Annotated in this window: 25 protein-coding genes and 2 pseudogenes; 14 read left to right on the forward strand and 13 right to left on the reverse strand. The window is 52.5% G+C overall.

The features are described 5' to 3' along the window. Both GNF76_RS28295 and GNF76_RS28300 read right to left on the reverse strand, forming a co-directional pair. A pseudogene (locus tag GNF76_RS28295) lies at nt 1-367 on the reverse strand (helix-turn-helix domain-containing protein); the annotation flags it as partial. A gap of 169 nt (nt 368-536) precedes the next feature. Beyond that, the gene (locus tag GNF76_RS28300) at nt 537-869 is read right to left on the reverse strand and encodes a hypothetical protein (protein ID WP_155586347.1); all 333 of its coding nucleotides are present in this window, start codon (nt 867-869) and stop codon (nt 537-539) included. A gap of 530 nt (nt 870-1,399) precedes the next feature. Between GNF76_RS28300 and GNF76_RS28305 the strand changes: the two genes are divergently transcribed. From GNF76_RS28305 to GNF76_RS28325, 6 genes are all read left to right on the forward strand, one after another. Beyond that, on the forward strand, nt 1,400-1,936 hold the full coding sequence (locus GNF76_RS28305) for a LasR-specific antiactivator QslA (RefSeq protein ID WP_155586348.1): 537 nt from the start codon (nt 1,400-1,402) through the stop codon (nt 1,934-1,936). A gap of 1,070 nt (nt 1,937-3,006) precedes the next feature. Then, the gene (locus GNF76_RS28310; RefSeq protein ID WP_155586349.1) at nt 3,007-4,407 is read left to right on the forward strand and encodes a YfjI family protein; all 1,401 of its coding nucleotides are present in this window, start codon (nt 3,007-3,009) and stop codon (nt 4,405-4,407) included. Next, nucleotides 4,400-4,753 carry a hypothetical protein gene (locus GNF76_RS28315; protein WP_155586350.1) on the forward strand — a complete coding sequence of 118 codons (354 nt, stop codon included), beginning with the start codon at nt 4,400-4,402 and terminating at the stop codon, nt 4,751-4,753. The genes GNF76_RS28310 and GNF76_RS28315 overlap by 8 nt, the downstream gene beginning before the upstream one ends. After that, nucleotides 4,737-5,717, forward strand: a complete 981-nt coding sequence (locus GNF76_RS28320) for an integrase domain-containing protein (RefSeq protein WP_155586351.1) — start codon at nt 4,737-4,739, stop codon at nt 5,715-5,717. Before GNF76_RS28315 ends, GNF76_RS28320 begins: the two co-directional genes overlap by 17 nt. Then, entirely contained in the window at nt 5,714-5,974 is a 261-nt protein-coding gene (locus GNF76_RS29720) for a hypothetical protein (RefSeq protein WP_246212028.1), read from the forward strand. The genes GNF76_RS28320 and GNF76_RS29720 overlap by 4 nt, the downstream gene beginning before the upstream one ends. A 375-nt stretch (nt 5,975-6,349) precedes the next feature. Then, the gene (locus GNF76_RS28325; RefSeq protein ID WP_058398028.1) at nt 6,350-6,979 is read left to right on the forward strand and encodes a LysE/ArgO family amino acid transporter; all 630 of its coding nucleotides are present in this window, start codon (nt 6,350-6,352) and stop codon (nt 6,977-6,979) included. 29 nt (nt 6,980-7,008) lie between these two features. On the opposite strand, the gene GNF76_RS28330 is transcribed toward GNF76_RS28325, so the two are convergent. The 4 genes from GNF76_RS28330 to GNF76_RS28345 all read right to left on the reverse strand — a co-directional run bounded on the left by GNF76_RS28330 (nt 7,009) and on the right by GNF76_RS28345 (nt 11,779). Next, nucleotides 7,009-8,277: an aminotransferase-like domain-containing protein gene (locus tag GNF76_RS28330; protein ID WP_155586352.1), complete on the reverse strand. Its 1,269-nt coding sequence runs from the start codon at nt 8,275-8,277 to the stop codon at nt 7,009-7,011. 61 nt (nt 8,278-8,338) lie between these two features. Further along, a complete protein-coding gene (locus tag GNF76_RS28335) occupies nt 8,339-9,484 on the reverse strand; it encodes a PLP-dependent transferase (RefSeq protein WP_155586353.1) in 1,146 nt (381 codons plus the stop codon). Then, complete coding sequence (gene amrS / locus GNF76_RS28340; protein ID WP_155586354.1) at nt 9,481-10,965, reverse strand: AmmeMemoRadiSam system radical SAM enzyme; 1,485 nt, start codon at nt 10,963-10,965, stop codon at nt 9,481-9,483. The genes GNF76_RS28335 and amrS overlap by 4 nt, the downstream gene beginning before the upstream one ends. Nucleotides 10,966-11,062: 97 nt before the next feature. Next, a complete protein-coding gene (locus GNF76_RS28345; RefSeq protein ID WP_155586355.1) occupies nt 11,063-11,779 on the reverse strand; it encodes a YczE/YyaS/YitT family protein in 717 nt (238 codons plus the stop codon). A 194-nt stretch (nt 11,780-11,973) separates the two neighbouring features. Here GNF76_RS28345 and GNF76_RS28350 point away from each other — a divergent pair, with 194 nt between their 5' ends. After that, the gene (locus GNF76_RS28350; protein WP_155586356.1) at nt 11,974-12,414 is read left to right on the forward strand and encodes an Lrp/AsnC family transcriptional regulator; all 441 of its coding nucleotides are present in this window, start codon (nt 11,974-11,976) and stop codon (nt 12,412-12,414) included. 532 nt (nt 12,415-12,946) lie between these two features. Here GNF76_RS28350 and GNF76_RS28355 read toward each other — a convergent pair. Beyond that, a complete protein-coding gene (locus GNF76_RS28355) occupies nt 12,947-14,203 on the reverse strand; it encodes an integrase domain-containing protein (RefSeq protein ID WP_155586357.1) in 1,257 nt (418 codons plus the stop codon). A gap of 430 nt (nt 14,204-14,633) precedes the next feature. On the opposite strand from GNF76_RS28355, the gene GNF76_RS28360 reads away from it, so the two are divergent. The 3 genes from GNF76_RS28360 to GNF76_RS28370 are packed head-to-tail and all read left to right on the forward strand — an operon-like array spanning nt 14,634 to nt 17,472. Next, the gene (locus tag GNF76_RS28360) at nt 14,634-15,674 is read left to right on the forward strand and encodes a PD-(D/E)XK nuclease domain-containing protein (RefSeq protein WP_155586358.1); all 1,041 of its coding nucleotides are present in this window, start codon (nt 14,634-14,636) and stop codon (nt 15,672-15,674) included. After that, nucleotides 15,671-16,774: a hypothetical protein gene (locus tag GNF76_RS28365; RefSeq protein ID WP_155586359.1), complete on the forward strand. Its 1,104-nt coding sequence runs from the start codon at nt 15,671-15,673 to the stop codon at nt 16,772-16,774. The genes GNF76_RS28360 and GNF76_RS28365 overlap by 4 nt, the downstream gene beginning before the upstream one ends. Continuing rightward, nucleotides 16,774-17,472: a hypothetical protein gene (locus GNF76_RS28370; protein ID WP_155586360.1), complete on the forward strand. Its 699-nt coding sequence runs from the start codon at nt 16,774-16,776 to the stop codon at nt 17,470-17,472. Before GNF76_RS28365 ends, GNF76_RS28370 begins: the two co-directional genes overlap by 1 nt. On the opposite strand, the gene GNF76_RS28375 is transcribed toward GNF76_RS28370, so the two are convergent. From GNF76_RS28375 to GNF76_RS28390, 4 genes are all read right to left on the reverse strand, one after another. Further along, nucleotides 17,450-18,631, reverse strand: a complete 1,182-nt coding sequence (locus GNF76_RS28375; RefSeq protein ID WP_155586361.1) for an Arm DNA-binding domain-containing protein — start codon at nt 18,629-18,631, stop codon at nt 17,450-17,452. The two genes, GNF76_RS28370 and GNF76_RS28375, sit on opposite strands and share 23 nt — an antisense overlap. Nucleotides 18,632-18,790: 159 nt before the next feature. Next, complete coding sequence (locus GNF76_RS28380) at nt 18,791-19,168, reverse strand: hypothetical protein (RefSeq protein WP_155586362.1); 378 nt, start codon at nt 19,166-19,168, stop codon at nt 18,791-18,793. A 4-nt stretch (nt 19,169-19,172) separates the two neighbouring features. Beyond that, complete coding sequence (locus GNF76_RS28385) at nt 19,173-19,397, reverse strand: hypothetical protein (RefSeq protein WP_155586363.1); 225 nt, start codon at nt 19,395-19,397, stop codon at nt 19,173-19,175. A 35-nt stretch (nt 19,398-19,432) separates the two neighbouring features. Further along, on the reverse strand, nt 19,433-19,942 hold the full coding sequence (locus GNF76_RS28390) for a DUF1566 domain-containing protein (protein WP_343037855.1): 510 nt from the start codon (nt 19,940-19,942) through the stop codon (nt 19,433-19,435). Between the two features lie 23 nt (nt 19,943-19,965). Between GNF76_RS28390 and GNF76_RS28395 the strand changes: the two genes are divergently transcribed. Then, entirely contained in the window at nt 19,966-20,667 is a 702-nt protein-coding gene (locus tag GNF76_RS28395) for a replicative DNA helicase (RefSeq protein WP_343037856.1), read from the forward strand. A gap of 14 nt (nt 20,668-20,681) precedes the next feature. On the opposite strand, the pseudogene GNF76_RS29725 reads toward GNF76_RS28395, so the two are convergent. Both GNF76_RS29725 and GNF76_RS28400 read right to left on the reverse strand, forming a co-directional pair. After that, nucleotides 20,682-20,807 (reverse strand): annotated as a pseudogene (locus GNF76_RS29725) (antitermination protein Q); the annotation flags it as partial. Beyond that, nucleotides 20,804-21,028, reverse strand: a complete 225-nt coding sequence (locus tag GNF76_RS28400; RefSeq protein WP_246212029.1) for a hypothetical protein — start codon at nt 21,026-21,028, stop codon at nt 20,804-20,806. The pseudogene GNF76_RS29725 and the gene GNF76_RS28400, both read right to left, overlap by 4 nt. A gap of 68 nt (nt 21,029-21,096) precedes the next feature. On the opposite strand from GNF76_RS28400, the gene GNF76_RS28405 reads away from it, so the two are divergent. The 3 genes from GNF76_RS28405 to GNF76_RS28415 all read left to right on the forward strand — a co-directional run. Further along, complete coding sequence (locus tag GNF76_RS28405) at nt 21,097-22,371, forward strand: hypothetical protein (protein WP_155586364.1); 1,275 nt, start codon at nt 21,097-21,099, stop codon at nt 22,369-22,371. Between the two features lie 520 nt (nt 22,372-22,891). After that, nucleotides 22,892-23,428, forward strand: a complete 537-nt coding sequence (locus GNF76_RS28410; protein ID WP_155586365.1) for a LasR-specific antiactivator QslA — start codon at nt 22,892-22,894, stop codon at nt 23,426-23,428. 446 nt (nt 23,429-23,874) lie between these two features. Further along, nucleotides 23,875-24,645 (forward strand): ShlB/FhaC/HecB family hemolysin secretion/activation protein (locus GNF76_RS28415; RefSeq protein WP_178123640.1); only part of this gene is annotated, 771 nt, incomplete at its 3' end.

The raw sequence follows: 24,645 nt of genomic DNA on the forward strand, positions 1-24,645 counted from the left end.
CAAAAGTCAGCGGTACAAAAGCGCGTAAAGACTTGCTTTGCTCACCTCGCCAAGAGCGTACAAACGCCGTGAGCTGGCTGTAGCCGCCGTCGTAACCCTCGGCCTTGATCTGCTCGAGAAGCGCTTTGGCGCTCCTGCGGTTGTGTTTTGGCCGGAACGAATCGGCCTTGAGCGCCTGTTCCAGCGTCTCGTGGAAAGGGCTGAGTTTGTTGAAGGTTGCGCACCGTTGGTACGCCGGCTGAGTGGCTTCGGGCGCTCTGACCCATTTTCGGATGGTGTTTCTAGAAAGCCCGGTACGCTTGGCTATCTGATGCAGCGAGAGCTTGTCGCGGAAGTACATCCGCCGGATTTTCCCCAACATTTCCATGCTGATCACCCTGTGTTCTCCTGCTCAAAAAGTGAGCAGAAGCAGTTGAACACCTGGGTCAGTTTTCAGTCGGCAGAACAGCCTCTACTGGGTCAGTTTTCGGTCAGCGGCAACAGCCGGGTGGGCTGCTGGGATGAAATGCGCTTAAATTGGAAGTTAGCATGCCAGCTTACATAGACTTGACCGAAATAATTTCCACAAACCTGAATTTTTTCTTGGCTATCTTTGTAGCTTCTTGCTCTGCAACTATGGAACTGAGCGTATCGGCTTCATGTACGATCTCGTGCATCTTGCCTTCGAATTCATTTCCCACCCTCAGTGTGACTTTCAATCTGGGAGTAAAAGATTTTGATAGTTTCTTTTTCTTCACTATCGTTGTCTGCTCCGCGATCAGGATTTCCGGTGCAATGTCTTGCTCGTGGGTGTCGATTACTGATGCAGGGGCCTCTGGCTCACCGAATAGCGCCCGACGCATTTCTTCTTCCGTCAACTCTGTAGTCATACCATTCTCGAGAGGGTGTCGTGTATAGCGTTACCGATTCTATCACTGTGGAAGGCTTTGGAAATAAGAAGGCTTTGCGTGATATCAGACTGGCCATAGCCACCAAATTCGGACGAGCGTGAGTTTCTGCCCGGAGCGCTCATTCGAATGCGGCGCTTATTGACACTCATGCTTGTGTTGTCGCCGCTTCACATTTACGCTTTGTTCCGTCGCGGTCAATCCCGCGACCGGGCGTCAGAACCTGAATCAAAACCAAGGCGCGGTTTCTTCCATTCCGCACAGCCAGTGCTTCGTGCGCTAGCTGCTGCTTTTCTATGGCGGACCGTGCGGGGCAGGCTTCGGCCTGGCCGGTTCCTTGGTTTCCGGTTTCTGACCCCCGTACGGTTTGCCACCCTATGCCGCGTCAGAACGGTGGATGGCAATCCTTAATCAAACCAAGGAGATAAGGAAAATGGCATGCCCACCTTTTAAGCTCGTGCGCCACCCTGGCCCAATGGTTCAAGCTGCAAACTATCTCGGAGGATTCCGTGATGTTTGATCTTTCACTTCTAATCGGCCTCCCCAAACCCAACAGCATCGATACTTCATCGCTTACCCCTGAAGATGCAGCGATTAAACTGCGGCAGGCTGCCACTCTTCGGCTTAACGGAGCCCAGAGTATTCTGCTTCATTTTCCGCAAGACGTTGAGCTGGCAGTAGAGCTGTTGGATGACGCCGCCGTGTTGTACGACAAGGCATTCCGGAATTTAACTGGCATTCCGGCTCAAAGCGTCCATCAGCAGATCCATGAGTATGTCTCTGTCCCGTCCGCTGAAGGGTCTCCCGCGATCCAAACGCCTTGGGGCGATGAGTTCGCTTCGGTAATCAAGGAGGGTGTTCGTTGCGCAGAGACTTGGCTTGAAGGCTCATCATTACCGTTATGGTGGGCGCTGTCTCAGAACCGCAAACGTCATGGTCCAGGTGATCCACAAGAGGCATTTGAAGCAGGTTTTTTGCTGCGGTTGCAGCAGACGCTGGTCATGCGGCGTGAGGCCGTCACTTCCCAATCAACCCGCTTTGATGCCTGAGTCTGTAATTGACGTTTGAGATTTGCTTTTCCCGCCAAACCCTCCGATCAAGCGATCTTTGATCGCGCCGGTCGGAGGGTTCACTCGCTTTTTCTCGCCGCCGTCGCGTTCAACCCTCCCATTTTCATATTTGATTGACGCCACGCTTGCTTTCACCCGTCAGTAATTCCTCCGCGACTCCCATCGAGCGCAGCGCCATTCAGTGTGTGTGCGAATCTTTTCGTTGGGCATGGATATAGGTGTGGCGACAGCGGCGACACCGGCGACAACCCATGCGGGCCGGGGCCTGGAGCGTGGCGACAGAAGTGGCGACAGTCGCCGCTTGTTGTGCGCTTTGGCCGTGACGCTTGACCGCATTTTCGAGCGGGTATAACAATTGGCGCACGGATCGCTGTCGTTGACAGCACCTGCCCAGGTAGCCAGAACCTTTAAGGCTACGCCCCTCGCGTGGTGGTTCTTCCCCAAATGCGATTAGCGTCCGGCGGCTCGCACGGTCACTCCCCAAGAGTGATGGATGCCTACTCGACCAATCTGCCCATTGCGGCAGAAGATGGACCTACCTCGCTGCATTGCAGCAACCTCACCTCTTGGCACACTTCGCTGCGCCAGACCTCGCCCGTCTCTTTCTCCAGGAAAGAGACGGGCGCTCGTACCACTGCTGCAAGCCGCGTCGTACAAGGCATTGCCGCAACTCTCCTCGTGACAATCGGCCTGACAAATCCGATTCGTCGCCATCCGCAACGACACAGGCGCCGGTGCCGCAGCCTATGGAAAGACTGCACCTGACTGACAGTCAGGCATGCCCCAGGTATCGATATTGTTGCCTTCTCCCGCTCAGGATCTCCAGGTGTCGAACTCGTCAGTCGGCACAGCCTCCACCCGCCCGCATCTTCGGATGCGTCTAAGGAGGTCAGATTCATGGGGTCATGCCCTTGCTCCCGGTCGTAAGGAGCCGTTCGTTCCACGTCAGTGAACACCTCACAGGCTGCAGGGGCCTTGATCCCTGATAACACTCAACATCCGTGGCGGGGCTACGTGAGGGCAACCAGCAATGAACGAGGAGAGGGCCCATGCAGCAGTTAGATCCGAAGCTTGAACTACCGCAACCACCTCGACCGCTGATTGAGTCGAATCCCGTGGCTCAGCCTTATCCGGTGCAGGCACTGGGTGGGATTCTTGGGCCTGCGGTAGAGCGAATGGCCGAGGTCATCGGCGTGCCCCAGGCATTGGCCGCGCAATCAGTGTTGGCTGCCTCGGCGCTGGCCACTCAAGGTCATGCGGACTTACAGCTCGACGGGAGAAATTATCCCCTGTCGCTGTACCTGATCACGGTGGCCGCGTCAGGTGATCGCAAGACCGCCGCAGACCGATGTGCATTGCTGCCTGCACGGCAATGGGAGCGTGAACAGTGGCAGCGCTATCGCGAACAACTTTCCCGGTACCGTGCCGCACAGCGACAGGCGCAGCGTATCAAGCCTGGCGATCCTGAGCCCGCAAACGGAATGTCGCTCGAAGCGGAGCCCTCAGCTCCTAGACTGATCACCACCGACCCGACTATCGAGGCCCTGATCAAGGGGCTCTGTCATGATCTGCCTAGCATGGGTCTGTTCTGTGATGAGGGTGGACAATTCCTCGGCAGCAGCACCATGAGTCGGGATAACCGTTTGAAAGCGGTCACGACCTTGTCGTCACTCTGGGATGGCAGCCCGATAGATCGCGCGCGTTCCATGGTTGGTGAAAGCTTGCGAGCCTATGACCGACGCTTGAGCCTGCACCTGATGCTGCAACCGTATTTGGCCATGCAGTTACTCAGTGACCCGTTGCTGCAGGGACAAGGCATTCTAGGGCGCTGCTTGATGACCTGGCCCACCAGTCTAGCCGGGCAACGTAGCTACCAGGCTGTCGACTTGTCCAAAGACGCTGCCCTCAAGCGCTATCATCATCGCCTTTCGGCTCTGTTTTATCAGCCTTGGTCACTTTCCGCTGACGGAGCCTTGCAACTGCCAAAGCTGAGCCTCAGTCCGCTGGCGCGTCGTCGCTGGATTGATTTGCATGATGCTATCGAAGCTCAACTGGGTGAGTTTGGCGAGCTGGCCAGCGTGCGGCCCAGCGGTTCGAAGGCCGCCGACAACCTTTTGCGCGTCGCCGGCATTCTGGCTGTTGTGGAGGAGAGCAGTGTCGTGGAGGTCGACCATATCCAGCGGGCCTCGGCCTTAGTTGGCTACTACCTCACCGAGATCCAGCGCCTGACCGAGCAGGAGCCGGTGTGCAGGGTAAAAGAAGAGGCGGACCGGCTGTTGCGCTGGCTGCAGGTCAAGGATTGGAAACGCTTCAGTATTCGTGAATTGAATCGCAACGGTCCCCGCTTTGCCCGCAAGAGCAGTCGTCATGCCGCCAAGCTGCTGGTCGAGTTGATTGATCATCAGTGGTTGATCACCGATGGCCACACCTTCGAGGTGCGCCATGTTTAATCTTGATGAAGCGCTGCGCAACCATCTGGCTCAGCTTCAAAAGGAGCCCAAAGCGCGATTTGTCGCCGCTACTGTCGCCACTTTGTCGCCACGCTCAAAACCAGGCAGGACAAGGGTTGTCGCCGCTGTCGCCAGTGTCGCCACCACCCATAAAGCTATCGCCTCTACGACAGCCATTATTCAATGGCTGAAAGAGGAGGGTGCGCATCTTTACGTCACCGACAACACGCTGTGTTTTCGCCCGACTGATTGGGCTCAGTTCGCGATTGTAAGTGCGCACTGGCGAGCCCTTTTGCATGATCTCGCGACAGTCGATCAGGAACAGAAAAATGGCTCGGGTCGGTAAGCGAACGGGGCGCAATTTCGGCTTCGGTCGCCAGCTTAGCTATGCTGGACCGCAAGCACTGAAAGACCTGTTTGGCGACGGCCATTTTGCTACCGTCAAAGCCCATAGTGATCGCTGGCAGGCGTTCGTGCATTGGTGTCGATCCGATGAAGGACCGAGGGTCAACGACGCGCGCCAGATAGACCGCAAGATCCTCATGCGGTACGCCGTCCACGTGCGGGAGCAGGTTGATCAGGGCAACGTCGGCATCGCCACCGCGCAGAACCGACTGTCCAGCGTGAACCGAACGATGGCCGCGCTGCGCGGTGATCAGTACGTCAAAATCCCCAGTCCGAGCAAGGCGCTGGGCTTGCAGCGCTCAGGTGTGCGTAGTGAGGTCCCGCAAGGCCAAGACCGTGCCCAGGTCAGGCTGATTGCGCAAGCGCTGTCAGAGCGACAGCAGTCCAGGGTTAGTGCGATTGTGCTCCTTGCCCGAGAGACCGGCATGCGCCTGCGCGAAGCGATCTTGGCGGACCTGGCACGGCTGCAACGAGAGGCTCAGCGACTGGGGAAGATCAATATCCAAGACGGCACTAAGGGTGGTCGATCAGGGGCCTCGGCACCGCGCTGGATTACGGTAACGGATCAAGTTCGCGATGCCCTGGATTGGGCCAGCGCGAACTCACCCAATGGCAGCCGGAATTTGTTGGCGCCCGACGAAAGCTACAAAGACTTTATGCAGGCAGTTGTGCGACCGGCACGGGACATCCTGCATGAGCATGGATTGAAAGGTTTTCATGAGCTGCGGGCAGCTTACGCCTGTGAGCGCTATGAACAACTGACGGGTTTCCCCGCACCCGTTAATGGTGGTCGTGTTCATCGAGAGGATCGAGCACTCGATCAGCGAGCCCGTAAGCAGATCAGCCACGAGTTGGGACATAACCGCATCGATGTGGTGAGTACCTACATCGGAGGCCAGCTATGACGGCCGAGTTTGACATGGCGTTGTTTCTGAGTCCGGTGCTCAAAGGTGCGTACGCAACGCGCCAGCGGCACATCAGGCAAGCAGAAAGGATGCACGAGGCGATTCGTGAGCGCTGGAGTTGTGAGACCCCCTGGTCCTGGAGGGAAAAGCACGTGAGATGGTTTTTTGAGCAATATCTGCGTGGCTCAGCACCAGCGACCGTTTACTACTACGAGTTAACCGCAGCACTGATTCGCCTTCGGCGTAAATGCCGTTGAGCTGTAGGTATGGTGGTTTATTAAAATTGGATGCTTCATTAGGCGAAAATTCTCGCCACAAAGAAGGGGTGAGATCAAGCAGTGTTCATTCTGCTGGGGGCGCTCCAAGAATAGACGGATCGACTCGGAACTCCTTTTTTGACGCTCTCTTCGAGTGGAGTTCAGCAGGTCTATTGCTGAAGCAGAGGGGCGTCGATTGACCCGATGAGTGAATGATTTCGCTATGTGAAGGATTTTTTATTTTCCTTAATAAATAAGGTTGTTTTTTATTTATACCTTAAAAACATATATCAAATAGTCAAAAACAGTTGAATATTTAATTCATCTTCGCGCGTTCAGCATCTAATCTATAAACTCAATTACGGAGGGGGATTTATGTTGATCTTTATGAAGTCGATGATTATTGGACTGTGCATAGCAGCCCCAGTCGGCCCAATAGGCCTTTTATGTATACAGCGGAGCCTTATGCGAGGCTGGAGGTCAGGTTTTGCAACAGGGTTAGGGGCAGCAACCGCCGACGCAATGTATGGCTTTATAGGCGCGTTAGGGATCACCGCGATTATCACAACACTGATTATGTTCAAACCCTGGCTGTGCATTTTCGGCGGGCTTTTTCTGGCGTATATCGGCTACCAGACGATAAAGTCAAAGGAGCCTGCAACCGCCTTGTCGGGCGAACGGGCCGGCATGATGAAAGCTTATTCGACGACATTGCTTTTGACCTTATCGAACCCGATGACCATCTTGTCGTTCATCGCCATATTCGCGTCAATGAGCGATGGCATGGTCGGCGACCAAGGCCAGCATTCAGTGTGGCCAATGGTGACCGGTATATTTCTAGGTTCCGCGGTTTGGTGGCTTGGATTAAGCGGTTTTTCCTCCGCATTCAAAACCAGAATATCCAAGTCAAAACTCAAATTGATTAACTATTTTTCCGGATCGACCATCACCGTCCTTGGTGCGTATCAAGTGGTCACCGGTGTCATGCTTGCCGCTGCTACATAAGGACCACATGGAGCGTGCAGCGGCCCCTATTAAAGAGCTAGGGGCTGCATTTTTAACTCGATATAGGCTTTCAAACGTCCTATCGCGAGATAGATGTCTGATACGGTTGCACTGCTAAAAGATAATCGGACCTGATTAATCCCCGTCCCCACCAATGAAAAAAAAGAGGTGGGAAAAACAATAACCTTGAATTGAGTCGCGCACTCCTGCATCTCAGAATAACCAAACCTTATCGGCAACTGTACATTGATGAAAAAGCCGCCCTCGGGGTCATTCCAGATGATGGCCCGCTGGCCGTTGGCATTCAGCGGGAAGTGCTCCTCAAGACAGCTGATCATCCAGTTTCTTTTTTTCAAATAGGACATTGTCTTTGGCTCATTTAAGGCCTTTAAAGAATAATCGTTTTCTATCAGGAGCCCACCGACAACGGCTTGGCACAGCGCTGAAGTATTGACCGTTATCACGCTTTTGGCTTTGCATATTTTAGTGCTTAGGGAAGTTACCTCAACGTCCTCCGGCCCGATCAGGTACCCCATACGCAAGCCCGGGAAGATTGATTTCGCAAAGGACCCCATCAGGACGACTCGACTGCTATCAATCGATTTCATCAAGGGTATCCGAGCCCCCTCGTACCGAAAGTATCGGTAAGCATTGTCCTCCAAGATCAAGAAGTCCCTTGCCCTTGCCAGCGCGACTAGGGCCTTTCTACCTTCAAATGAGAGGCTGTCCGCCGTTGGATTACTGAAATCTGAAATAGCATATAACGCCTTGACCTTCTCTCCGGAAGACTCAATGGCATTCACGACATCGGACAAGGCGTGAGAATCTAGAAAATCTGCAATCGGAACAGGCACGGTCTTTACTCTCAAAAGCTTCGCAATGCCGGTTATCCCTGAGAAAACGGGGTCAGGCACCAGCAGTACACCGCCGTCATCAAAAATTGATAACAAGGCCAATGTCGCGGCTTCCTGAAAGCCCATACAGACCACAATATTTTCAACGTTGGAGATGACTATCTCCTCATCGACACGCATATGCTCAACCAGTATTTCATTGATAATCCCACTGGTTTTTCCGTACTGGCAAAGTCGTATCGAGAGCGACTGCTCTTCCTGGTTGACATACCGCGCGTAACTGGCCAACCCCTTATAGATAAGAGCAGGATCGCACAGCTCATCATCCGGTCGACCAGACGCCAGGGAAATAGCATCTGGATGTGCACTGGAGAGAGAGTTCAGAAGATTGATGACATTCAGAACGGGGTCATCGAAGGCGGAGCGTTCGAGCGCAATGGACATGATCGTTTCCCATAAAAAAGCGGCGAGCCAATGAAGGCCCGCCGCGAGTGATTGATATCACTTACGCCGGATCAAGCACGCTTTCAATACCGACCCTGCTTTCCATTGTTTGAAATGCTTGAAGTAAATCCTCTTTAAGGTCCTCAAGGTCCTCCAGCCCAAAGCACAATCGAACCAGGCCCTTACCGATTCCCATCTCAGCCTTTTCCTGGTCAGACATAGAGGCATGACTTCCACTAAACGGTTGGGCCACCATAGAGGTGACACACGCCATTCCCGTTCCCGTGCCAAACCATTTCAGCGCGCTGGTAAACACTTTGTAATGGTCAACCAGATCAGATCGAATATCGACAAATACAATACCACCATAACCGACCAGTTGTTTGCCATCGATATTCGGAAAGTAAACGTGTTCAATAAATGGAAGCGATTGTAAATAGCTCAGCATGACGGCAGTCGTCGAACTGTGCTTTTCCATGCGCAAGCTAAACGTCTGCATACTTCTGCGAAGTAACCATGCGCTATGAGGTGTCAGTATCGAGCCTGAATAGAAACGACCCTCAAGTAGTCGATTGTAAAGCTCATGATCATTGACAAGCACCAAGCCACCCATGACGTCACTGTGACCAGAGAAGTACTTTGTAGCACTGTACAACGAAATGTCAGCGCCAAACATTAACGGCTTTTGAAACAGTGGGGTTGCCCAAGTGTTATCAACAACCACCAACGCTTGCGGGTTTATCTTCTTTACGGCTTCGCTGACATCATGGATGTCGATGTCTTTGAGAAAGGGGTTGGTCGGTGTCTCGAAGATGACCATATCCACCTCCGGGGGCAGCTTATTCAACCCATCTTCGGTAGTCAGGTCCAAAATGGTCAGTTGTGCACCAATACGCTTGGCGTATCTCTGAAACAACTTATACGAGCATCCGTAGATATATTTGTTTATGACCAACGACCCACCCGGCTTGAGTAGTTCGAGCACCATATAAATAGCACTCATTCCTGTGGCGTACGCTAGCGCATACTCACTGTTCTCTAGCGCCGCAACCACCTGCTCCAACTCAGTGACGTTGGGGTTGGACTTCCTGGAATAGAAGAATGCCGAGTCAGCACTGAAAGCACTGCATTGATAGATCGGCGTTACTGAAGGATGAGCTTCTCGATCGTCGACTCTGATATGTAGCATCTCAGTAGAAATATTCATGATTTGCTTACCAATTTAATAACTTGCTCGTACATATTCTGCTTGCCCACATAACCGATAGTCGGAGTTATGTCATTTTGGGAAATGCCAATCTCTTCAATCGACTCGGTGGGAAAGTGGGCCCGGTCAAAGACTTCGTGCAGGTTTGAGTTAACCCCTTCAGGAAGCCATACCTCCGGACCTGTCTCATCAATCCTAGCCTTTGCAATAATGAATCGATAACTTTCGTGCGGTCGCAGTGTCAGCGTTTTCCACTCGCTATTGATTCCTGCGAGATAATTACGCCGCAAATAAACGGTCTGCTCGAAATTTTCGGTGTTTAGCACTTGGGCGTGCAGAGAAACAATATCACCATGCCATTCGAATTTTCTTTTCTCGTAAGCGGACAGTGCTTGCTCGCGCAATTCAACAGTACGGTTGTGCGCAGTAGTACCCAAGAGCCTGAAATGCGCGTCCTTCCCGCACTGAGTACAGCAGCCTTTGCTGTCCAACCCAATGATTTCGGCATTCAAGCCGTAGCGAGTAACAAGTAGAGCATTGCATTGATTGCAGCGGGTATCCGTGCCATCGACATCATTCACGTTCCCAAGATAAACATGCTCAACCCCCATGCCACGAGCAACGTCCCGTGCCTTAAGGAGGCGGTCTACGGGGGTTCTGATGCTATTGCTCATTTTGTAGTCCGGATGAAACCTGACAAAGTGCAACGGCACCTCCGGCCCCAGCTCATCGAGCACCCACTGGCTGATTTTTCGTGCCGTATCCTCATCGTCACTGATATCGGTCACCATCAAGGTGCTGACCTCGACATACTTACCCGCATCGTAGACTTTTTTGATCCCGGCCAGTACCGGCTCTACCCACCCTGTGGTTACTTTTCGATAGTATTCGGGAGAGATAGACTTTAGTGAAATTGAAAATATGTCGATGACCGGCAGAAGTTCATCAATGGCTTCCTCGCTGATAAAAAAAGCCGACTTGTATAAATTGATCAAGCCCGCTTCTTTTGCCAGCTTTGCAGTGTCCAGTATGAACTCATGCCAGACGACAGGATCGTTATAAGTCCAAGAAATAACACGTATGCCGTGTTGCAAAGCAGTTTCCACGACTTGTTCGGGGGTGTAGTAGTACACATCCTTGTCGGTCACGTATTTCGCTTGTGAAGTTTTCCAATTGTGGCAGTACCCACAATTCAGCATGCAACCAATATTGCCCAGGGATAGAATTCGCTCTCCTGGCGCGAAGTGGAAAACAGCTTCAGTTTCTATTGTTTCTTCGGTGCTATGTACGCCTTTACCATAGTTCAGAGTGACTAGCCGCCCACCTCTGTTTCCACGTACCTTGCAAAATCCCAACTTCCCTTCCGGTATGACACAGTTTCTGGGTGATAAATGGCATTTCACGGCACCATTTGGGAGCAATTCTTCCAACATGGCCGGGGTACTTTCCAACATCCAGTTTTTTCCATTAGTACTTTCCATGTCCCACTCCTCATCACGAAGTTGCGTTATGCACATCACGGGCTAAATACTCGGGGCGAACGATTTCGCAGCCAATGGCTGCACGCCCTAATCATCATTAATAAGCAGCAGACGTATTGGCTAAGCCATAGTTCTTAAGTGAAAGCCGTTTGGCGTTCATGTTCATGAACGGCTGGATGAGAGGACCTATAACCAGTAAGAATGCGATCGTTCCTACTCCGAATGGGCCACCCAACAGCCATCCGATCGAAAAGATACCGATCTCAATAATCATTTTGGCTTTGGTAAATGACCAGGACCACTTTGAAACCATAGTCAGTACCACCAGGTCCATGATCCTGATTCCGATTCCACTCATGATGATCAATGCAGAGGAATAGGCGCACAAGATCAAGCCAATCGCCAACATTGCGTAGCCATTCAGTCGAGCCGTCAGGTAGTCGCCCATTCCGAGGAATGTCCAAAGGTCAATTAATAATCCTGTCAGGGTAGTTGTAATAAATGGACTGATTGGTGGGAGCTTTTTGTTCCAGAGCGTCCACCACGTCAAAAAGAGTACGGATACTATTCCTGAGCATACTCCCATCCCGAGCCCGAGCTGCTTATCGATTGAGATGATAAGAACATCCAGTGGGTCGGTGCCGAGCTGGCTGACGATAAAAAACTTTGCACCCAATGAAAATACCGTGACGCCCAGTAAATACATCAAGACCTGATCAATCTTAAAATCAAGAAACCCCAGCGTTTGTGTTTTTAGGTAACTACGGAAATAGAAGCCGGCTCTTTTTTCTGACTTTATCTGTTCGTCTCGCATACGATTACCCGCTCTTTGAGAAAAGCTTTGGTTGGGCAGCGTTTAAAAAGTGAAGCAGTTTGTCGTTTGTTTTTTTGCAGAGTTTTTATGAGCTGAAAATAGGCTAGCACTCGCTACTTTTTTGATGCATTATTTTTTAATGGAAATTGTATGAGTTTCATTAAAATTTTCACCTTTTTTCAAGGAAAACCTTCATGGATCGTATAGACATCAAGATCTTGAGCGTGATGCAAGATTCGGGGCGCATTTCCATTACCGAATTGTCAAAGCACGCGGGCCTTTCCATCCCTGCCACAACTGACCGCCTGCGAAAGCTCGAGGATGGGGGAGTCATATCTGGTTATTGTGCTCAGGTTGATCCAGCAAAGCTTGGGTTTGGCATATCAGCTGTTGTCGGCATGACGACCTTCAAACCATCAAAATCCAAGTTGATCGCGACGCTCAACGACATCCCAGAGGTCGTTGAATGCCTACACGTTACTGGTAATGACTCTTACCTTATTAGAATCTATGCCAAGTCGATGGCAGACATTGAGAGCGTTATCGCGAAGATTAATAACTATGGCGAAACGCGCACCAGCATCGTTTTATCGGTTCCAATCGAGAGAAGGAAACTGGTACTCGTCGATAGATAGAAGCTGGTTACAAAGGGTATACCCTCCTACATGCCAAGATGAGTGCCAGGCCAGTACCGCCAGATCTTTAGTCGGGTGCGATGTTTATGTGGTGGCAGGAGAATGACTGGCCGTCAGTCAGGTGCAGTCCATACCTCGACTCTGCCCAGCGGATCAACGGCCGCCGATAGCCTGCTGCGCGTCGCCAGCGTCCTTGCGGTGGTGGAAGAGAGCAGGGTCGTGGAGGTCGATCATATCCAATGGACCTCCGCTTTAGTCGGCTACTACCTCAACTAGATCCGGCGCCTGACTGAACATGCACCGGTATGCTAGGTCATGGAGGCGGCGGACGGGCCGCGGGGTGGCTGCGGGTCAAGGATCGGAAGCGCTTTAGTATTCGAGACCTGAATTGCAGCGGCGGTCGTCATGCCGCCAGTGAGCTCCTGCAAGCGGGAATGAGGAGCCTTCCCGCTTGCAGGAGCTTGGCATGAGTAGCACAGGCAAGCCGACGGTTTGGCGACACTCACCAAATCTATCGTCATCCAATGATCCCTCAGCGAATTGGTACGACATTGCGGTCCCTGGTTTGATTGATGGCCGATGCCGACAGGCTGCCGGTGGCCGCCTTCTGGATATGTTCACTCCACCAAGCCATCATCGGACGCCGGCGTTCGATGTAATCCGTCCGGTTGTAGGCGCTACGAACTTCGTCCTTGTCGACATGCGCCAGCGCCACCTCTATCAGCTCCGGATCCCAGCCATGCTCATTCAGGATGGTGCTCGCCATCGAGCGCAAGCCGTGGCTGACTAGACGGTCCTGAAAGCCCATGCGCTTCAACGCCATGTTGGCGGTCTGGCTATTGGCATGGGTGCGGGGGTTTCTATCTGAGGGGAACACGTAATCTCTGTTACCGCTGAGTTGCTTGAGCGTCTCCAGTAACGAAAGTGCCTGCTCGGTCAGCGGGATTGTGTGCGGCCGACGCTTTTTCATGCGCTCTGGTGGAATTGTCCAAATGCGCTTGTCGAAGTCGATATCTGCCCATCGTGTGGTGGCTGCTTCGGCAGGGCGGGTCATCGTGTGCAACTGCCATTCGATCAGGCAGCGGGTCGTGCGCTTGATGCTGGCGTTCGCGATTTCCATCATGAGCTCGGGAAGCTCCTCAGGTGGTAGCGCAGCCATGTTCTCTTTCTTGGGTTTCTTGAACACTGCCCGAATTCCATTGAGGGGGTTCGCAAATATCAGCCCGGAGTTGACCCCGTAGGTCATGATTTCGTTGAGTCGTTGGCTCAATCGTTTCACGGTTTCGAGGCTCCCTTTGGCCTCGATTGGGCGAAGGATTTTGATAACCATCGGAGCGGTGATTTGAGAGAGCGGTGTTGTTTTCATGCTTGGGAAAACATGTAGCGTCAGCGATCTCCAAATGTCTTCGGCGTAGGCTTTGGTTACGGAGTCTTTCTTCAGCTCGAACCAGGCAGTGGCCACCTTCTCGAAAGTGTGTTCAGTCTCAGCAAGTTTGGCTTGCCTTATCTCATCACGCTGGGTTTTGGGATCAGTGCCCAAAGCGAGCAACTCACGCGCTTCCGCGGCTTTCTTCCGGGCGTTGGCTAGTGAGAGGTCGGGGTATGGACCAAGCGCCATATTGATACGGCTTCTGGTCAACGGCTCGCGGTAATTGAAATTCCACATCATTGAGCCGCTCGCGCGTACTCGAAGCTGTAAGCCATCGCCGTCGCTGAGGACGAAGTCTTTACCAGTTGCCTTGACTGCCTTGAGCTGGCGATCGGAGAGGCGGGTTGCGTTAGTAGGCATGGGGGCTACCTCCAGCACCGTTTTGGTATCCTGAAAATAGCATTTGGCAATCCGGGATACCACCTGGGATACCAAAACGCCTGGAACTCAGAAACCCTGCAAAGCCCCCATGAGCGCTGAAACCCCTGTGTTCACTGGATTTCAGGCACAAAAAAAGACGTCCGTGGACGTCTTTAGATGTTGAAGTGGTGGAGCCGGGGGGATTTGAACCCCCGTCTAGCCCTTGTATTTCGTGGCTTTCAGTGTCGAGACTGCCATTTTGCTGTCATTCGTTGAGTAACCTGCTGAACGGGCATGCGAGAACTTTCTTGAGACATAGCAACGCTTAGTCTACTGTCGCTCTTCTAGCATGACGAGGTAGGCAGGAGGCCTGAAAACACCGCCGACAACGTCCTCTAAGCTCACGATTACAGCTATTAAGGGAATTGGTATGTCAGGCGGCGAGTTATCGAACATTGGAAGAATAGCGGAAAAGATTTCAAATGAAATATTTTCTTTTTTTAAATGGAAAGTTGTAGGCCCGACTAACCTCAATTATAAGTGTGAAAAAAAAGATCTCCACGCTAAAACAAAAGATGGAGATCATCATCACCCTACCGATGTGGTATTTAAATACTTCGATCCGTATGCGAATAAAGAAGTTTACATGCATACTGATCTTAAGAGCTATGCCAAAGGTTCAATTAGCTCCACTGAAATAAAAAAAGCGCTGGTTTCATTAGCTCGCTCAATTGAATGCGCGCATGTGAGCATTGAGTGGCGCGACCGGTATGTGGCAATAAAAAGTGAGCGCCGTGTCGTTAAAGGACTGTTGTTTGTATTTAATCACGACGATCAATACGATCGTGACTTTTATGATCATTTTCAAAGTCTCCGTTTTGAGACTATGCATGTCAGGGAAGGGCAGCAGTTGCATATTGCCGAGCCGGCGCTAATAAATCATATGGCGACTCTTCGTCAGGATATCAACTCTCTAATAGCAGCTGAAACTTTTCCCCGGCATCAATATACTTTTTTGTATCCTGAGATGGTCTTGCATAAGCCGTCCGGAGACTATTGGTCAAGACCTGCAACTATGGAGTTGATAGCTGCACCGTACATGATAATTCATCATGGTGCTGTTACGACGGAGTCTATTGAAGGTGTTCGTTCACAAAGTCATAGTGAAGGTTACATAATATATTACCGTCGATCTGGTGCGTCTGAATTTGAGTTCATGTATTTATTCGACGCTCTATCTAGATTTCAGCTTCTTAAGGGCGATAAGGATTTGAAGATCCGTATTCGCGTGATTTGTCGCAATTCAAGCGCAAACCTTCGCAGTGATTACATGAGTGCTATTGCAAGCTATGTTCGAGATTGGAACGAGGACGAGCACCGGCGTGCTATCTTGGAACGTATAGAGCTCGAAATAGTTAGCATGGCGGTTCATAACTACAAAGCTGAGCAGATAGGGTGGGATCGCGCATGAAAATTGGTAGCATTTATTATGCGTCTGATAAAGCGATGTTTGATGCGCTAACTCAGCGAAAGGTCACTATCGCACATTTGCGCGAGTTGTTTCTTTCTAGAGGGATTGTCATTTCTCCTGATACTGATAAAGAGGCTTTGGCGCGACAATTCAGCAGTTTTTTTCATGATTACGCTGACTACCAAAAACTGTCTCTCTTAATTGGTGCTCACAGTGTTAGAGAGCGAACTACCAACATAAGTATTACGACCGCTGTCACTGCTGATGATATGATGAAATCCCTGGAGTCGACTAAAGAATTTTTCGAAGCAGAAGAAAACGACGTCATCGACATCTCGTCTGTGGATGGGGTGATTACGTGCACTATTCACTACCAGAAAACTGATTTTGGCCAGTCTGAATTTAGACAGGTAGTTCAAAAGCAGGCTGTTATAACGTTCGAGCCTCTTCGTAAGGGATGGAAAATTAGCGGTCCTATGAACGATAAGTTCAAAAACCTGAGTGCTCAACTGCAAAGCCAAATTGAAATTATGACTTCAAGTGAAGTAAAGGTTTCGGAAATATCTCTTTCTGCATACCCCGATCCGGAGCTCCGCACCCGTTTTTTTAGAGAGTTGATTGAGAGACTGCCGAAATTTAAGCAAGTCGATGTCATTGATGTGGCTACATTCAATCCTAAGCTTAAAGAGGTCGATTTGACTGTCGACGACCTACAGGGCGATGAAGATGAAGAGTTTCCACCTGAAAGCCCGCGTCCGACTACTCATATTACTAAAGCTCAGCTAAGTGGGCAGGGAGTTTTAGAGTCTGAGCAGTTGTTGGCGCTTGAGGCTCAGGGTTTTTATATCTGCAAAATTTTATGGCATGCCAAGGATAGCAATCAGGTCGATTCCGATATATATGTAATGGAGTCTCAGTTCGGAAATAAATCGGCGTGTTCTGATTTTTCTTATATAATCAAGGGCGTTCAGCACTATCAGAGTCATGGAGTTTATGGCGCAAGGGTTAAAGCTTCCCCCCCGGAGGAGGATCGGATAAAGAAGCTAATCGTTCGCGCTGCGGAAGATACCATTAAATTTCTCACCACAGGGAAAACATAATGCGAAATGTCAGGCTTCGTGCTTTCTCACTGCGCATTGGTGCGGAGTCAGATAAAGTTATCTCCATGCTCAATTCAACAACTTTCAGCATTGAAGAAGGCTCAGGCGTTGAGCTAATCGATCAGGAGCTTGGCTTTTCTATATTTAAGTATCACGAACAGAGCGAAATAATCGATGATATTACCGACGTGTATGGTGAGACACAGCGTAACGCATACCTTCAATATATAAGTTTCAAGTTTTATATGATTCAAATATCTGATGGTGTTCATCAGATTTTTATAGAATCGTCCCCGAAAAGCCTCAAGCAGTTTGTATCCACGCTACGTCGCGCATTTTCGGGACCTTTTTCGTTCGAGCCTGTGAAGCTTGATGTTTATGAGTGGTACAAAAAATTTCAAACTTTTCCTAATATTACAAGGGTTCGCATTTTGAAAGCGCAATCCTCAATCATAAATATTGATGGGGAGTCATCTTTTAGAATCGCAGTGGAGTCGTCGTCGAACGCAATTATTCAAATGGAGGGCATCGTTGGTGATAGAAAGCTATCTTTGGATAAGCTGCGACTATCATTTTTTTATAACCACACTGAAAGAGTTGTTGACCTGTCAGGTGGATTTAATTTGGCGGTGATCGGCTGGAACGCACCTGAAGCATTAAAGTTTATTATGTCGGTCAGGGCTTGCGAGTTAATTTAGTGAGTGTTGGTGTGACGCTGGCGAAAGCTCTTTCAGCTTTAAATCCTGCCTCCTCATCACCCGATGGCATCCATCTGCCATACACTCTGGCAATCATTGTCCAATCGGTATGCCCCATCTGCTTGGCCACCCACATCGGATGCTCTCCAGCTGAAAGCATCATTGAGGCGTAGGTGTGCCGGGTTTGATAGGGGCGTCGATATCGAACGCCCGCTTTCTTCATCGCCGGCACCCACATCGTCTTCCGGATCGGCCCATCGCCCGCCCACCGTTCAAGAGTGCGCGGGTTCTGGAATACCTCAGCATCCGCCAGGAACGTGTGTGCCTTTTGCGCTTTCAATGCCTCCAGCGCAGGTCGGAGCAGCTTCACACTTCGGCGCCCGGCGGCAGTCTTCGTTGTTTCCGCCTTTCCCTTTCCGGCCTGGGTCATCGCACGGCTGATCATCACCTCTTCGCGCAGCCAGTCGATATCACCCCAGTCCAGCGCCACAAGCTCACTGGTGCGCAGGCCTGTCCACAGAGCGAACTGCATCATGTTGCGCGCCTGGCCGGAGAGGGCGGTCAGCACCGCCTGTTGTTCTTCAGGGCTGAACGGGTCCACATCATCATCTTTGGGAGGTGCGGATTTACGGGAATAAGTCCAGCCCGCCAATGGATTCAGTTCAATCAGCTCTTCCTCGGTGGCATCGTTAAGTGCGGACCGAAGGCAACTCTGGATATTGCTGAGCGTCTTGTTGCTCACCTCCAGGGTGTCGAGCCAGTCGCGCACCGCCTTCCGTTTCAGGTCCACTAGCATCGAATCGCCCAGGGCCGGGATTAGGCGAAGGGTGACCAGCTTTCGGTAACCGTCGAAGGTGCTGCTGGCGATGTGCTTTTCCTTGGCCGCCAGCCACCTGGTCAAGAAACCATTGACTGTCTCGCGGGATGCCTCGGGCGCAAACTTCGCCGCCCGAGCAGATCCCGGGAAGGTCACCGAGTAATCGAAGGTGCCGATCGATATTGCGTGCTCGATCGCAGCCTTATGCTGCTCGGCCTTCTTCAGGTTAGTGGCGGTGGGCTTGAGCGTGATCCGCTCGCGGCACCTGACGCCCCGATACATGAACGTGATTTCGATACTCGTATCGGAGACTGCCCGAACTCCCCTCCCGCCTCTACCCATGATTCATATCCCTCTACATCGAGAAGCGTCCGGCCATCCGGCGCCTTGATCCATATCTCACCGAGCCGCCAGATGCCGTCACGGATCTTTGAGCGGATCGCGTCTTCTGTATAGCCAGACTCGCTGGCAAATTTCCTAACGGTCACATAGCGCATAACTTCACTGCTCTTCGTGTCGCGACACGTTTTCGTTATTCGCGGATGGTGTCGCGCCACGGCTATGTGTCACACGCATCGGGAAAGCCTCGCCTTCCCATTTCCCGGCCATGCCACGAATGTGATGACGGTCAACGTGTGGTCGTTGCTCCTTGCGGGCGTACAGGTTGGCGCAGGCGTTGAACTGGTCCAACTCGCTCCCAGCATCAATCAGCACCTGGTGCTGGGTAACGTTGACCTTGATCCAACCATCCTTGGTTTTCCCGTGATCACTGGTGCGGCTCAGGATGAACCGGCGCCCGCTGTTCCTGGCGCCACTGGACGACTCGTTCAGGTAATAGGCGATGCCGCCCTGGCGTACCCGTAGGGTTGTTTTAGCCATCGGGTTACTCCGACTCGGCCGCTACGTGCAGGTTGAGGTTAAACCTGCATTCCTGAGCCAGTCGCATCAGCTCACCGATCTTGGTCTGGTCGTCCTGCAGCATCTGGCCCAGGTGGACCAAGCGGGAACCGAGGTTGGCCAGCTCGCCAGCACGGTTACGCCCCATCATTATCTTTGCACCGCCGTTTATGAGCGGGCTTGAACGGGAGTCGTTGCTATTGGTTTTCATGCGAGTCTCCAGAGTGATCCAGGTCACAACAGCAATTAACGAATGGGCAATCTGCGAAACGGCCGGACACAGAGCTCACTGTTCTTCTCGTAGTTGAACTGGTATCCGCTGCCGAACAGCATGCAGAAGGCGTGGTTTTCCGAGCGCTGAGAACTTGACCAATAGGTGCCTTCAAGGATCAGATTCGGCAGGTACTGCCAGACCTGATGTAGCTCGCCGATGGAGGGCAAATAGAAGTCATATCGTCCGTCGGCGGTGTAGTTTCCTGCGGCTGTGGCTGCTGGAAACTCACCTTCCGTTTCCAGCAGCGTGGTGGTGTTCAGCACGCCGTTGATACGGCTGGAGGCGGTGGTGCGGGTTCTGGTCGAACCCCATGCGAAGTCACCCAGCTCATCAGAGCTGACAATCAGGTGGTACGGGCCGTCGGGGTAATGGCGAATGCCTGCGTAGATACCGCCTTGGCCAACCCAGTAACTGCCGAGCTCTGGGGCTTCTCCTGCCTCGTTCAGAAAATTTGATGCGCTGATTGTGCGTGACTTCGGCACTGTTCTCGATGGTTCGGCCTGCAATGGGTAAGACAGCGTTCGCTGTGAACATCGCCGAGAGCGTGGCGGTGGACCAGGGCAAGTCGGCGCTCATCGTCTCGCTGGAGATGACCAATGAGGCGTTGATGGATCGCATCCTGGCATCGCTGGGCAAGATCCCGCTGCCGGCGCTCAAGGATGGCAGTGCTACCAGCGAATACGGCACCGAGCTGACTGCTGCGGCCTGGAAGGTCAAGAACTCCAAGCTCCATATGTCCGACCGTCCAGGCATGACCGCGCCACGTCTTCGCTCGTTGGGACGACGCCACAAGCAACGCTATGGCCTCGACCTGCTGGTACTGGACTACCTGCAGCTCATGGAGGGAACAGGCCGCGGTGGTAACCGTACCGAAGATGTCAGCGACATGAGCCGCCAAGCGAAGCTGATGGCGCGGGAGCTGGATTGCCCGGTGATCATCTTGTCGCAACTAAATCGCGGCCTGGAGCAACGTCCGAACAAGCGCCCAATGATGTCGGACCTGCGCGAATCCGGCGCCATCGAGCAGGACGCGGACATCATCATGTTCGTGTACCGCGATGAGGTTTATCACCCTGATACCGACCAGAAAGGGATCGCGGAAATCATCATCGGCAAGGCGCGTAACAGCGAGATTGGTACCGTCCGGACAGCGTTTCTGGGTAAGTACAGCCGGTTCGAGAAACTGTCTGCAGGGTGGGTTGGCTGAGGATTGAATTGATCCATCACCGCAGCGAGTTGAGAGACGTACCGAGGAACGCCCATCGCTGCCATCCTCCAAGAACCCCATTGCTCCAATAGCCACTCGGTGTCGCCCAGGGGTTTATTGACGTACGTGCGCTTCTTCATGCCACTTTCCTCCGGGTTGGATCGGGATCGCTCAGGCCAAACAGATCGCGTAAAAGCTTGTCAGCCACTTTGCTGGTTGCCCCGCCCTCGATCAGCCAACGCTGGCCGAAGTCATGGAAACCGATCTGGGCCCGGCTACCGTGCCAACTGGCGACCATATCCAACAGGCATGCCAGTGCAGTCGCCCCTGGTTGATGCTGGCCGTCGGGTAGTCGGTGCAATGCGAGCTCCTGCCCAGGGCGAAAACGCTCAACTGGTACGAGCGGCTGAGCAGGCCAACATTCCGCTGATGACTTCCGATGTGTTTCCCCCAAACACATTCATGGCGCGGAGCGCGCAAGTGGCGGGGGAGAGAATTCCTTTTGCCGGCACTGCGGGCGCGAGACAAACCCAACGGGAGGCCAGGGTCGCTGCCGCTGAGGGGTTGAATGCCCAGTATCCGCAGCCCGAAGCCCATCAATTGATGGACAGCCTCCAGGCGCGGGTTGGCCGCAGGCGTCAAGCGGCTGGTAACAGGATCGGTAGGTACGAAACCGAGCTTGATCAAGCGGGTGTAGTGCCATATGCCAGGACCAGCGCCGCTGCAGATGAGGCACTCACCGAGTTGAACAGGCCCGGTATTGTCGGAAGTCCAGAGGCCACGAACGAAATCCGGCAGTTCATGCAAACGCTGGATTCGGCGCCACAAACTTACTCCTCACTTAGGGAGAACCGTACTGCATTGCGCGATTTGGTTCGTTCGTTCGATGGTGCTGCTCGAAGCCAGCTGCCTACGAGGGCCCGTGCTCTGTTGACTCGAGTGCAATCCGCGCTTACTGACGACATGAGCGAGGTCGCACAGGCGAATCTCTCTGCTCAAGACTTCCTCAAGCTTCGGCGAGCGAACGTGGTTTACGGGGAGGAGGCGGGCAGGGTCAGCAACTCACGGATGAAGTCGGTGCTTGATAAGGGAGACGTTACCCCTGAAGTCGCTGAGGGCTTACTTTTCAGTCGCAAGCCAAGCGAGGTCCGGAGCCTGTTTCAGAGCCTGGATACAGAGGGAAGGCAGGCTGCCCGGGCCACGATCATTCAAAAGCTTCTCAGAGATTCACAAGGCGTAGATGGGCTGTCTCCGGATCGATTCCTGAATAATCTGAACAAGATGCCGGCTCAGGCAAACGTCTTTTTCAGGGATGCCGATCGCCGGCAACTTGAGGGATTACGCCAGGTTTTAGACGCCACCCGGCGTGCTGGGCAGGCTGGTGTCATGACTAACACCGGCCAGCAGAACTACAGCATCGGTGGGTTTGCAGCTGCTTCCGCGGCCGGACTTAAAGCCATCCCCATCGCCGGAGCTATTGGTGGGTTTGCCCGTCTTTACGAGAGCGCACCGGTGCGGAACGCCCTGATTCGCCTTGCTGAGAACCCCAACACTGGCGCCTCTGTCGCGTCGGCTCGAGCATTGGCAGCGAGGTTTTCACCTTATATCCAGGCATTGCAGTCCAGTGAAGGTGACGATGGGATCTCTGACCTACGTAGGCCCGACGAATTATCAGCATCACCGACGCAGGCGACCAAGGATTGATCGTGCCGCAAGCGTACGTCAGTGTTATTCGGTAGTTGGAGGATGGTTATTTCTTGGGGGTATCAGCGTTCTTGCGAGGATGCCTGGGATAAGAATTAAGATCGCCAGCTTTTAGGCTGTGGTAGTCAGCAACTTAAAATACGCTTCTGCAGAGGTAATGGGCTTGTGTTGATCGGGCTTCGCCTTTAGGCTTCGTGACGTTGCGGTGAACCCGCGGCCGGGTGTCAGAGCCTGAATGTTCGAGGCGCATAGCGCCATAGCTGGTAGAGAAGTGCTTTCAAAGGCTTAGCTGCTGCTTTTCTATGGCGGTCCGTGCGGGGCAGGCTTAGGCCTGGCCGGTTCCCTCGGACGCCGGTTTCTGACCCCCGTACGGTCCGCCACCCTCTGCGTGTCAGAACGTTGGGGTGGACGGGTCCTCAACTGTCCGAGGAGATAAGGAAAATGGAATATCCCCCTTTTAAGCCCGAGCGCCACCCTGCGCAGATAGTTTGCAGTGACAAGTACCTCGGAGGATTTCGAGATGTTTGATCTCCATCTGCTTGTCGATCTACCCAAGCCCAGCTCCATCGATACAACGTCCCTAAGTCTCGAAGATGCGGCAGCCAAACTTCGTCGGGCCGCATGTCTACGCCTGAATGGTGCCCAAAGCATCTTGCTCCATTATCCGAAGGATATTGAGCTTGCTGTCGAGCTCCTTGATGATGCGGCGGTGCTGTTCGATATGTCATTTAAGCGTCTGACGGGCATGCCTGCACAGCGGCTCCACAAGCAATTTGAGCAGTGCCACTCGATACCTTCAGTCAAAGGATGTCCAGGTATTCGTACGCCATGGGATAAAGATTTTGCTGAGGTGATTCAAGATGGTGTCGGTTGTGCGGAAAGTTGGCTCAGCGGCTCACCATCGCCGCTGTGGTGGGCCTTAGCGCATAACCGAAAGCGTCATGCAGTCGGTGATTATCAAGAAGCTTTTGAGGCGGGGTTTGTGTCACGTTTGCAGCAGGCGTTAATGGTGCAGGCTAAGACTGAGAGTCCCACGTCGACATGTTTTGACGCTTGATATCAGCGGACCCTCTGCTCTTGTGATTAATATCGTTTGATCAGAGGGTTTCTTTTCGAGTAGTCGATCACAGAATGCCGGTATCGACCGGCGTTCTTGAAAAAATCGGATTCGTCAGAACATCAGAGACGATAAATCTGAAAGTTGAAGCTTTCCTGCGAAAGAGCCATGGGGCTCATTAACAATGTTGCCGGTAATGTTTTCGGGAAAAGTCTGATGTTTTTTAGGAAAAGTCCTACATAAATATTTTGACATTCATGGATGTCAAATTTAAATCTTGCCATCCGTCGGAAATGTTTTTATCTGGAATGTGCATATACTTATTTAATTGTATTTAAATCAATAAGTTGGTTTCGTTTTTGTCATAAGTCTGTAATTAGCCAGAATGTTGGCTAGCCCGAGCTTCGATGTTAGTTTGCCAGCCTTTGTAATTCGACGGATCGAACATGTCTTTATTCCTGCCACGGACTCGGCTCCTGCTGGGCGTCTGCCTGCTCACTTGCTTCGCGCTGAACAGCGCGTCGGCTGCCCCCACGCCTGGCGATCAGGACCTGATTCGCGACCGCCAAAACCGCCTGCTGGAAGAACAGCAGCGGCGCCTTGAAGAGCTCAAGGATCTGCCCGGCAAAGAAGCAAAACCCGTCGCTCCCGCTGTTCCAGTGGACACCCGTTGCTTCCCCATCAAAGACATCGAAATCAAAGGCGCCGACAGCCTGCCTGCCGGTGACCGCGAACGCCTGCTCAAGCCTTATATCGGCCAGTGCCTGGGCGTGTCCCAGCTCAATGAGTTGCTCAAGGTCATCACCGACTACTACATCGACAAAGGCCTGGTCACCAGCCGCGCTTACTTGCCGCAGCAAGACCTTTCCACGGGGCATCTGCAAGTGTTGGTGGTGGAAGGCAAACTCGAAGGCTTGAAAGGCGCTGACAACAGCGGTCTGTCAGACCGCGAACTGGCCATGACCTTTCCCGGTAAAAACGGCGACTTGCTGAACCTGCGAGAAATCGAGCAGGCCATTGATCAGCTCAACCGTTTGCCATCCAATCAGGCGCAAATGGAGCTGGCGCCAGGCGATGCTGTTGGCGGCAGTTCGGTGCTGGTGAAAAACAACCCGCAGAAGCCTTGGCGTGCCAGCCTGTCACGTAATAACGATGGTCAAAAAAGCACGGGCGAACAGCAATGGGGCACTGGACTTGAGTGGGACAACCCTTTGGGG

The organism is Pseudomonas spelaei (genome assembly GCF_009724245.1).
GTDB classification, from domain to species: Bacteria; Pseudomonadota; Gammaproteobacteria; order Pseudomonadales; family Pseudomonadaceae; genus Aquipseudomonas; species Aquipseudomonas spelaei.

Bases quoted from the DNA above. Each gene is read 5' to 3' on its own strand.
- GNF76_RS28300 (WP_155586347.1), bottom strand. From the start codon at position 869: ATGACTACAGAGTTGACGGAAGAAGAAATGCGTCGGGCGCTATTCGGT.
- GNF76_RS28305 (WP_155586348.1), top strand. From the start codon at position 1,400: ATGTTTGATCTTTCACTTCTAATCGGCCTCCCCAAACCCAACAGCATC.
- GNF76_RS28310 (WP_155586349.1), top strand. From the start codon at position 3,007: ATGCAGCAGTTAGATCCGAAGCTTGAACTACCGCAACCACCTCGACCG.
- GNF76_RS28315 (WP_155586350.1), top strand. From the start codon at position 4,400: ATGTTTAATCTTGATGAAGCGCTGCGCAACCATCTGGCTCAGCTTCAA.
- GNF76_RS28320 (WP_155586351.1), top strand. From the start codon at position 4,737: ATGGCTCGGGTCGGTAAGCGAACGGGGCGCAATTTCGGCTTCGGTCGC.
- GNF76_RS29720 (WP_246212028.1), top strand. From the start codon at position 5,714: ATGACGGCCGAGTTTGACATGGCGTTGTTTCTGAGTCCGGTGCTCAAA.
- GNF76_RS28325 (WP_058398028.1), top strand. From the start codon at position 6,350: ATGTTGATCTTTATGAAGTCGATGATTATTGGACTGTGCATAGCAGCC.
- GNF76_RS28330 (WP_155586352.1), bottom strand. From the start codon at position 8,277: ATGTCCATTGCGCTCGAACGCTCCGCCTTCGATGACCCCGTTCTGAAT.
- GNF76_RS28335 (WP_155586353.1), bottom strand. From the start codon at position 9,484: ATGAATATTTCTACTGAGATGCTACATATCAGAGTCGACGATCGAGAA.
- amrS (WP_155586354.1), bottom strand. From the start codon at position 10,965: ATGGAAAGTACTAATGGAAAAAACTGGATGTTGGAAAGTACCCCGGCC.
- GNF76_RS28345 (WP_155586355.1), bottom strand. From the start codon at position 11,779: ATGCGAGACGAACAGATAAAGTCAGAAAAAAGAGCCGGCTTCTATTTC.
- GNF76_RS28350 (WP_155586356.1), top strand. From the start codon at position 11,974: ATGGATCGTATAGACATCAAGATCTTGAGCGTGATGCAAGATTCGGGG.
- GNF76_RS28355 (WP_155586357.1), bottom strand. From the start codon at position 14,203: ATGCCTACTAACGCAACCCGCCTCTCCGATCGCCAGCTCAAGGCAGTC.
- GNF76_RS28360 (WP_155586358.1), top strand. From the start codon at position 14,634: ATGTCAGGCGGCGAGTTATCGAACATTGGAAGAATAGCGGAAAAGATT.
- GNF76_RS28365 (WP_155586359.1), top strand. From the start codon at position 15,671: ATGAAAATTGGTAGCATTTATTATGCGTCTGATAAAGCGATGTTTGAT.
- GNF76_RS28370 (WP_155586360.1), top strand. From the start codon at position 16,774: ATGCGAAATGTCAGGCTTCGTGCTTTCTCACTGCGCATTGGTGCGGAG.
- GNF76_RS28375 (WP_155586361.1), bottom strand. From the start codon at position 18,631: ATGGGTAGAGGCGGGAGGGGAGTTCGGGCAGTCTCCGATACGAGTATC.
- GNF76_RS28380 (WP_155586362.1), bottom strand. From the start codon at position 19,168: ATGGCTAAAACAACCCTACGGGTACGCCAGGGCGGCATCGCCTATTAC.
- GNF76_RS28385 (WP_155586363.1), bottom strand. From the start codon at position 19,397: ATGAAAACCAATAGCAACGACTCCCGTTCAAGCCCGCTCATAAACGGC.
- GNF76_RS28395 (WP_343037856.1), top strand. From the start codon at position 19,966: ATGGGTAAGACAGCGTTCGCTGTGAACATCGCCGAGAGCGTGGCGGTG.
- GNF76_RS28405 (WP_155586364.1), top strand. From the start codon at position 21,097: ATGACTTCCGATGTGTTTCCCCCAAACACATTCATGGCGCGGAGCGCG.
- GNF76_RS28410 (WP_155586365.1), top strand. From the start codon at position 22,892: ATGTTTGATCTCCATCTGCTTGTCGATCTACCCAAGCCCAGCTCCATC.